Here is a 6,920-nt window from a genome sequence, read left to right on the forward strand (position 1 = left end):
TATCTAGCTTTTTGATTTACGGCGTTTTAGGCTTTGCCATAGGGTTTCGTGGGCGATTTTTGGTACTTTGAGCGTGATAGTATTTGACAGCATATCATGCACCGCCAGCCCCCGAGTGTTAAATAAACAAAACAAAAAATTAAACAAAAAGCCCAAAAAAGCCGCAAGCAAAATCGCAAGCTTCGAGCCATGAATGAACGCGCCGACCGCAGCGCAAATCGCAGGCACAAGACACGCACTAAGAATCCGCATAAAGCTCTGACCCCAGCCAAGCAGCTGCCCATTGACATCCACTGTCTTTAGACGCCATGTCTGCATCCCCAAAGTCTGCCCCGACTTACGCCAAAAAATCCCATAAAATCCCACCAAAGTCAGCACAAACGCTGGCGTCATCACGCCGTTTTGGTACCACAAGGGCAGTGCTTTGGCATCTTGGGAAGTCGTCCCCACATCCAAAAACAACAGCGTACCGACCACCGACAGCACTGCACCCACCAAAAACAGCATCGCCAAAATCAGCATCCCATCATAGACGATGGCGGACAGTCGCACCAAAGGCTTGGCGACGGTAGGCGTTTCGGTTGGTGCGGTGGCTTGATTCTGTTTGGGCGTGTGTTTTGACATGATGGATGATATCAGCAGAAAAAAGATGCGTTATTGTAGCACAAAAGCGGCTGATTAGGTAAGCTTGACCGATATTTGGCAGGATTGGCAAATCGGACAAATCGGACAAATCGGACAAATCGGATTCAATGAATAAAAAAATCACCGAAATCAATGACTTCGGTGATTTTCGTAATATGGCGCACCCGGAGAGATTCGAACTCCCGACCCCTTAGTTCGTAGCCAAGTGCTCTATCCAACTGAGCTACGGGTGCGGATTCAACTCACTTTGTTATTCAACATCGTTCGTTGTGGCGGCTATTATACAGTGTTTATTTTGTATGTCAAGCGCTTTTTTTATTTATTTTCGATTTTTTCTTGTGATTGACAAGATTAATTAGAAAATAAATGGCGGTGAAGGAGGGATTCGAACCCTCGATACCCGTAATTAGGTATGGTTCCTTAGCAGGGAACTGGTTTCAGCCACTCACCCACTTCACCGAACGGTCGCTTTGATAAGTTGCTACACTTATCATCCATCATCATTGATGATTTCGCTTGTCGTTGTGGGCGATAATTATAACAAAAATTTGATACTTTGCAAGTGTTTTTGGCAAATTTTTTATAAAAATTCTGCATTTATCAAAAATCGATGGCAAAACTTCATGATGATGGCAAATTTTGTCTAAAATTTCATCAGTTTTGGGATATGGCAATGTCTTTTTGGGCGTATTTTGATATATAATTTCAAAAAGATCATCAAAAAAAAGTCGTCATCAAGGAGATATCATGCGACCGACCGTGCTATGCTTTTCGGGGCTTGATCCATCAGGAGGCGCAGGACTGCAAGCCGACATCGAAGCCATTGGTGCAGCAGGGGCGCACGCTGCCATCGCCTGCACCGCCATCACCGTACAAAGCTCTCAGCAGGTGTTTGGCTTTGAGCCTGTATCTAGTCAGCTACTCACCGCTCAAGCCCGTGCCGTACTGGACGATCTACCAGTGCAAGCCATCAAATCAGGGATGCTTGGCACAGTTGAGAATATCAATGCTATCGCCAATCTATTTGGCAGCCATCAGATCCCGCATGGCACGCCTTATGTACTCGACCCTGTGCTGGTCGCCAACTCTGGTGGTAGTCTGGGCAATCCTGCGACTTTGGTGCAAGCATTTGCTAGGCTTCTGCCCCACGCCACACTCATCACGCCAAACACGCACGAACTGCGCGCCCTAAGCGGTCGTGATGATCTACATGACGCCGCCAAAGCACTCAATGATCAAGGCGTCAATGCTGTGCTTGTCAAGACATCGCATGACTTTGAGACGGGGGATATTGAGCAATTTTTGTACATCAATGGGCGTATTGAGCACACCAGTATCGTGCCACGCCTAGATGGTGAATATCACGGATCGGGCTGCTCGCTCGCTAGCCATATCGCAGGACGACTGGCGATGGGTGATGATTTGGTCGATGCCATCATTCATGCTGATGGCTGGGTGCATCAGTCGCTCATCTATGCCGATGTGCCACATCCTGACAATCCTGCCGCCCAGATGATGCCCAATCGCTTTGTACGCCATCGATAACTCACACGCAAGCCAAAAAAAATCAGCACGCAGATGGTGCTGATTTTTGGGATGGATACTTGTAAATTATACCAGCTTAGCCCATCCAAATATTGGCACTGATTATACCGATAAATTTTTCGAGCAATAATAAGCTAAATAACGCCACCAAAAATGACAAATCAATCATACCAATATTGGGCACAAAACGGCGAAACGGCGCAACAATCGGCTCGGACAACTGCATCATCACGCCAAAAATACTGCTATTGACATTCAAAAACATCATCAATAGACTGCTAATCGCTGATGCCATCATCAAATAGCGAAGTGCCTGCAAAAATTGCATAATCGCTGAAATCGTCGCCACAAAAAACACTTCGACCGCTGATAGGCTCTTGCCCAAGATAGCAGCATCCGCCACCAAATTAATCAGATACAAAAGTAGCATCAGCACCACCGCAGCCGTGCTGATACGCCCCTTACCCACGGTTGGGAAAATGCGTGCAAACACATCCACCACTCGGGTCAGTCGATAAGTCGTCTTGGCAAAAGGATGCGTCTTATCAATCTCGGCAAGCTGTACCATGAACCGCAAAAACAGCAAAATCAGCGCAAAATTAATAACGGCATTGACCAATACAAAAGGCAATGAATTCATAAAGTTATCCTGCTTAAGCTTGGCTTAGCACCGCCCCAAGCTCGACACTGCGGTCGCTACACGCCTGCATCGCACGGGCGAATGCTTGACCGACATCATCAGCATATAGGCTCTCTAGCGCCGCTGCGGTCGTGCCGCCTTTTGAAGTGACTTGCTCACGCAATGTCGCAGGGTCTTGATTGACCGCCAATGCACCTGCACCACGCACGCTTTGGACTGCCAAAGCATGGGCATCGTCAGGCGATAGACCCATTTCGATGGCTTTGGCAATCATATTTTCTAGCACATAAAAGAAATACGCAGGCGCAGAACCTGCCACCGCCGTCACAGCGTGCAGTAGGTTTTCGTCCTTGACCCATGCGGTGATGCCGGATGCTTGCATTACTTTCTCGGCCATTTGACAAGCGGTCTCACTGATACCATCAGCGAACAAGCCTGATGCACCAAAGCCCACGCTGGCAGGTAGATTTGGCATACAACGCACGATATTGGTATAGCCACCAAGCATCTGTGATAAGGTCGCCACCGACAAGCCTGCTGCGATAGACAGCACCAACTGTGATGATAGATATGGCGCAATCGACGCACCCACCACGCCCATCACCTGTGGCTTGACCGCTAGGACAACGACATCCGCTGTGGTGATGATTTGCTCGGCTTGCTCTGGGCTGACAGCATTCACGCCTTTGGCGATGAACTGCGCTTGCTTATCGGTATCGGTATCAGATACAGACAAGGTCAAATCCAGCCCCTGCTCGGCTTTTGCCTTTAAGAGTCCATCAATAATCGCCCCTGCCATATTGCCACCGCCGATGAATGCGATGGTTTTGCCATTTAATACGCCAAAATCAGCAACAGTTGTCATAACGCACCTTTTATCAAATTTATCAAAGTAAAACTTCACCCATTGTACACCATTCGCCCTATTGGTGCAAAATTATCCAAAGCCACAGGCGTCAAATCATCCAATCGCCACACACACATCGGTGCAATCAGCCAAGCATCCGCCCCGATATGCACCTGCCACAGATGCGCTCGTAGCCACGGTGGTAGGCGTAGTTTTTGGGCAAGTTTTTTGCCTTTATAAGCATGGTTGCCGATGATGACAGCTGTGGTTTTGTCCATTTTTTGGGCATGGGTGATGGTATGATGGCTTGTAAATACAATGTGTAATTGTCCATCTGCCACCAATGTTAATTCGCAAGATTGAAATTTATCAAGCCCATGTTCATGCCCAAGCCCATCGCCAACACTTGCCAAATCATCCACCTGCACACCTGCTGTCAAAAGCCGCCACACATCCGCCCGATAGCGGTACAATCGCCCATCATAACAGCACAGCACATAGCTATGATGCACCCCTTGCCAAATCATCTGACTGGCGTGGTCATTGTCCGTGCGAGTCATCATTAGAAGCACAGATTGGGTGGTTTTTTGGCTTGGTGGTAATGGTTCATCACCCTGTAGCCACTGGTGCAAGATACTGGACTTGGCAGATGTTGGTACTTGGTTAAATTGCTCAATCTCCATGACAGCTTGGTATGGCAGATAAGTCTCTGCACAAGATAGCTGTGCCAAGTGCGTATCTATGCTGTGCTGTTGCCACTCGGCGCTCTTTGCAAGTAGCTCGGCACTGCGTACGATATTCTCCACCGCTCGTGGGTTGATGTCAGTGAGCAAGGGCATAATCAGCGTCCGCAGTCTCCCACGCGCATAAGCGGTATCGGTATTGGTCGCATCATCAACAAAGGGGAGCTTGTGCGTGCTGGCAAATTGGCTAATATCATTGCGAGTAACGCCAAGCCACGGTCGCCACAGCCACACTTGCTTATCATGACTGGATTTGGCTTGCCATGATTTCATCCCTGCCAAGCCCTGCACGCCTGCACCATGAATCAGCCTGTACAAGACCGTTTCGGCTTGGTCATGAGCATGATGAGCCAGCATCAGCACATCTTTATCACCCATCAGAGACAGCATGGCATCATAGCGAGCGGTGCGCGCGTGCGTTTCGCTGTTTTTTGGTAAAGTGACAGGTAATATCCGACAATCAAAGCCATGTGCCGTCGCCCAAGTCGCCACCAAATCCGCCCAATCATCATTTGCCTGTTGCCACCCATGATGCACATGAAGCAGGATTGGCAGCCTATCCATCTGCCCTGCTTGATACAGCTGATAGCACGCATACGCCATCGACAGCGAATCACGCCCGCCACTGCACGCCAAATACAGCGTCGCCCCATCTAGCCTGTGGCGATGGTCGTGATAAGCGTTCAATAAAGCATGGGTCAGTGTGTCGGACATGGTTTGATGATTCAAAAGATAAAAAAATAGGACAAAATCTCTTTTGCCCTATTGTAGCAAATTTATCGGCAAATCGCCGTTAAATGCTTCGGTGAAATACCTTGAAAGGTACTTGATAAGCCTAAAAAGCTTTCAAGATGCCTTTTATAAAGACAGCTTATAAAAACAACTTATAAATATACTTTATAAAGATACCTTAGAATTAAACTGCATCAAGCGCTCATAGCGTTTTTGTAGTAACTCATCTTTTGGTAATTGCTCAAGCTCGGCAAGCTGTGCTGTGAGCAGTGATTTGAGCGCAGCCATCACAGGCTCTGGCGCTTCGTGCGCACCCACGTCTTCTTCGATGACTTCATCAATCAGTCCTAGCTGATGCAGATTGACAGCGTTTAGCTTGAGCGCATCGGACGCATCTGGGGCTTTTTCGGCAGTTTTCCACAGGATAGACGCACAGCCTTCCGGTGAAATCACCGAATAAATACTGTTTTCAAGCATATTGACACGGTCAGCCACGCCAATAGCCAGCGCACCACCCGAGCCACCTTCGCCGATGACGGTGGCGATAACTGGCGTGCCAAGACTTGAGAATACAGCGATACTCTTGGCGATGGCTTCGGCTTGTCCACGCTCTTCTGCGCCCACGCCTGGGTATGCCCCTTGAGTATCAATAAAAGTCAATACCGGCAAGCCAAAACGCTCCGCCATCTGCACCAGACGAATCACCTTGCGATAGCCTTCGGGGTTCGCCATACCAAAGTTGTGCGCAATGCGCTCACGAGTACTGCGACCACGATGCTGACCGATGACCATCACAGGCTGACCGTTAAATCGTGCCAAGCCACCAATGATGGCTTTATCATCTGCAAAGGCACGGTCGCCGTGCAACTCATCAAATTCGGTAAATAATGCCGCTACATAATCAAGGAACAACGGACGCTTTGCATGGCGTGCCAATTGCACACTTTCCCAAACTTTACTCATAGCCCACTCTAAAAAAATGATTGTACAAATGTAAACTAAGATTTAGTTTAGCACATTTTTTGGTATCTCGTCATCTTTTTTTGTTGTGATTTATGCCTTTGGGTGCTAATTATTCAAATTATTACCACATCAATCATCAATCAAGCAACCTAGCCGTCATCGGTGGATGAATGCACTCAATGCCCATTTTTGTGCTATACTAGCCAAAAACACCATCAAGGGCGTGCATTATGGGCTATGCAATCAAAAAAGACCAAGATTTATATCTGCAAAATAGCTACACGCTAGCAAGACAAGCTGAACAAGCTTATAAAGAACTGATTGACCAAAAATTGCTCAATTCGTTAGAACGCATGAGCCATCCCGATTATCAAGCAAAACCCATGCCGGATGATTTTCATACCCAAACTTTGGCTCGTGTCCGCCAAAAATTGGGTAAATAAATGTACAGTATCGAGTTTGACCCAGACTATGAGCAAGAGTTAGAATTTATCCTAACTGGCATTGTACTAGATTATACGATGGCTTATGCCGAAAAAATTGTTGCCATTATTGACGATACAATCCAAACGCTGAAGCAACAACCCAAACTATTCGCTATTTATGCCGATGTTCCTATGTATCGCAAATTTTTAGTAGATGGTAAATATGCCATTTTCTATACAGTGGATGATGACAAAAGAACCATTCGAATTGTACACATATTCCCTGCGATTAGGGATTTACCTTATCTACTACAATAAGCTTTTTGGTCTAATAGACAAAATTCATGATGAAACCCCACTCAAACCCTGATACCATATAG

The 6,920-nt window shown here is 47.2% G+C and carries 8 protein-coding genes and 2 tRNA genes; 3 read left to right on the forward strand and 7 right to left on the reverse strand.

All coding sequences use genetic code 11. The annotated features are described in order from the left end of the window. Window positions 1-3: 3 nt before the first annotated feature. The 3 genes from Q0N89_RS09530 to Q0N89_RS09540 all read right to left on the reverse strand — a co-directional run bounded on the left by Q0N89_RS09530 (window position 4) and on the right by Q0N89_RS09540 (window position 1,104). A complete protein-coding gene (locus Q0N89_RS09530) occupies window positions 4-624 on the reverse strand; it encodes an RDD family protein (protein ID WP_294035813.1) in 621 nt (206 codons plus the stop codon). A 177-nt stretch (window positions 625-801) separates the two neighbouring features. Then, window positions 802-878 (reverse strand) — tRNA-Arg (locus Q0N89_RS09535). Between the two features lie 134 nt (window positions 879-1,012). Continuing rightward, window positions 1,013-1,104, reverse strand: a tRNA-Ser gene (locus Q0N89_RS09540). A gap of 288 nt (window positions 1,105-1,392) precedes the next feature. Between Q0N89_RS09540 and Q0N89_RS09545 the strand changes: the two genes are divergently transcribed. Further along, window positions 1,393-2,190 carry a hydroxymethylpyrimidine/phosphomethylpyrimidine kinase gene (locus tag Q0N89_RS09545; protein ID WP_294035815.1) on the forward strand — a complete coding sequence of 266 codons (798 nt, stop codon included), beginning with the start codon at window positions 1,393-1,395 and terminating at the stop codon, window positions 2,188-2,190. Window positions 2,191-2,266: 76 nt separating this feature from the next. Here Q0N89_RS09545 and Q0N89_RS09550 read toward each other — a convergent pair whose 3' ends face one another. The 4 genes from Q0N89_RS09550 to Q0N89_RS09565 all read right to left on the reverse strand — a co-directional run bounded on the left by Q0N89_RS09550 (window position 2,267) and on the right by Q0N89_RS09565 (window position 6,115). Continuing rightward, entirely contained in the window at window positions 2,267-2,830 is a 564-nt protein-coding gene (locus Q0N89_RS09550; RefSeq protein ID WP_294035817.1) for a YggT family protein, read from the reverse strand. 13 nt (window positions 2,831-2,843) lie between these two features. After that, the gene (proC, locus tag Q0N89_RS09555) at window positions 2,844-3,695 is read right to left on the reverse strand and encodes a pyrroline-5-carboxylate reductase (protein WP_294035819.1); all 852 of its coding nucleotides are present in this window, start codon (window positions 3,693-3,695) and stop codon (window positions 2,844-2,846) included. 35 nt (window positions 3,696-3,730) lie between these two features. Beyond that, the gene (gene tilS, locus Q0N89_RS09560; protein WP_294035821.1) at window positions 3,731-5,134 is read right to left on the reverse strand and encodes a tRNA lysidine(34) synthetase TilS; all 1,404 of its coding nucleotides are present in this window, start codon (window positions 5,132-5,134) and stop codon (window positions 3,731-3,733) included. Between the two features lie 183 nt (window positions 5,135-5,317). Beyond that, window positions 5,318-6,115, reverse strand: coding sequence for an acetyl-CoA carboxylase carboxyltransferase subunit alpha (locus Q0N89_RS09565; RefSeq protein WP_294035823.1), 798 nt, complete (start codon window positions 6,113-6,115; stop codon window positions 5,318-5,320). 230 nt (window positions 6,116-6,345) lie between these two features. Here Q0N89_RS09565 and Q0N89_RS09570 point away from each other — a divergent pair, with 230 nt between their 5' ends. Both Q0N89_RS09570 and Q0N89_RS09575 read left to right on the forward strand, forming a co-directional pair. Then, a complete protein-coding gene (locus Q0N89_RS09570) occupies window positions 6,346-6,558 on the forward strand; it encodes a hypothetical protein (RefSeq protein ID WP_294035825.1) in 213 nt (70 codons plus the stop codon). Then, window positions 6,559-6,858 carry a type II toxin-antitoxin system RelE/ParE family toxin gene (locus Q0N89_RS09575; protein WP_294035827.1) on the forward strand — a complete coding sequence of 100 codons (300 nt, stop codon included), beginning with the start codon at window positions 6,559-6,561 and terminating at the stop codon, window positions 6,856-6,858. Window positions 6,859-6,920 lie beyond the last annotated feature (62 nt).

This window comes from uncultured Moraxella sp. (assembly GCF_945873075.1).
Taxonomy (GTDB): Bacteria; Pseudomonadota; Gammaproteobacteria; order Pseudomonadales; family Moraxellaceae; genus Moraxella.

Bases quoted from the DNA above. Each gene is read 5' to 3' on its own strand.
- Q0N89_RS09530 (WP_294035813.1), bottom strand. From the start codon at position 624: ATGTCAAAACACACGCCCAAACAGAATCAAGCCACCGCACCAACCGAA.
- Q0N89_RS09545 (WP_294035815.1), top strand. From the start codon at position 1,393: ATGCGACCGACCGTGCTATGCTTTTCGGGGCTTGATCCATCAGGAGGC.
- Q0N89_RS09550 (WP_294035817.1), bottom strand. From the start codon at position 2,830: ATGAATTCATTGCCTTTTGTATTGGTCAATGCCGTTATTAATTTTGCG.
- proC (WP_294035819.1), bottom strand. From the start codon at position 3,695: ATGACAACTGTTGCTGATTTTGGCGTATTAAATGGCAAAACCATCGCA.
- tilS (WP_294035821.1), bottom strand. From the start codon at position 5,134: ATGTCCGACACACTGACCCATGCTTTATTGAACGCTTATCACGACCAT.
- Q0N89_RS09565 (WP_294035823.1), bottom strand. From the start codon at position 6,115: ATGAGTAAAGTTTGGGAAAGTGTGCAATTGGCACGCCATGCAAAGCGT.
- Q0N89_RS09570 (WP_294035825.1), top strand. From the start codon at position 6,346: ATGGGCTATGCAATCAAAAAAGACCAAGATTTATATCTGCAAAATAGC.
- Q0N89_RS09575 (WP_294035827.1), top strand. From the start codon at position 6,559: ATGTACAGTATCGAGTTTGACCCAGACTATGAGCAAGAGTTAGAATTT.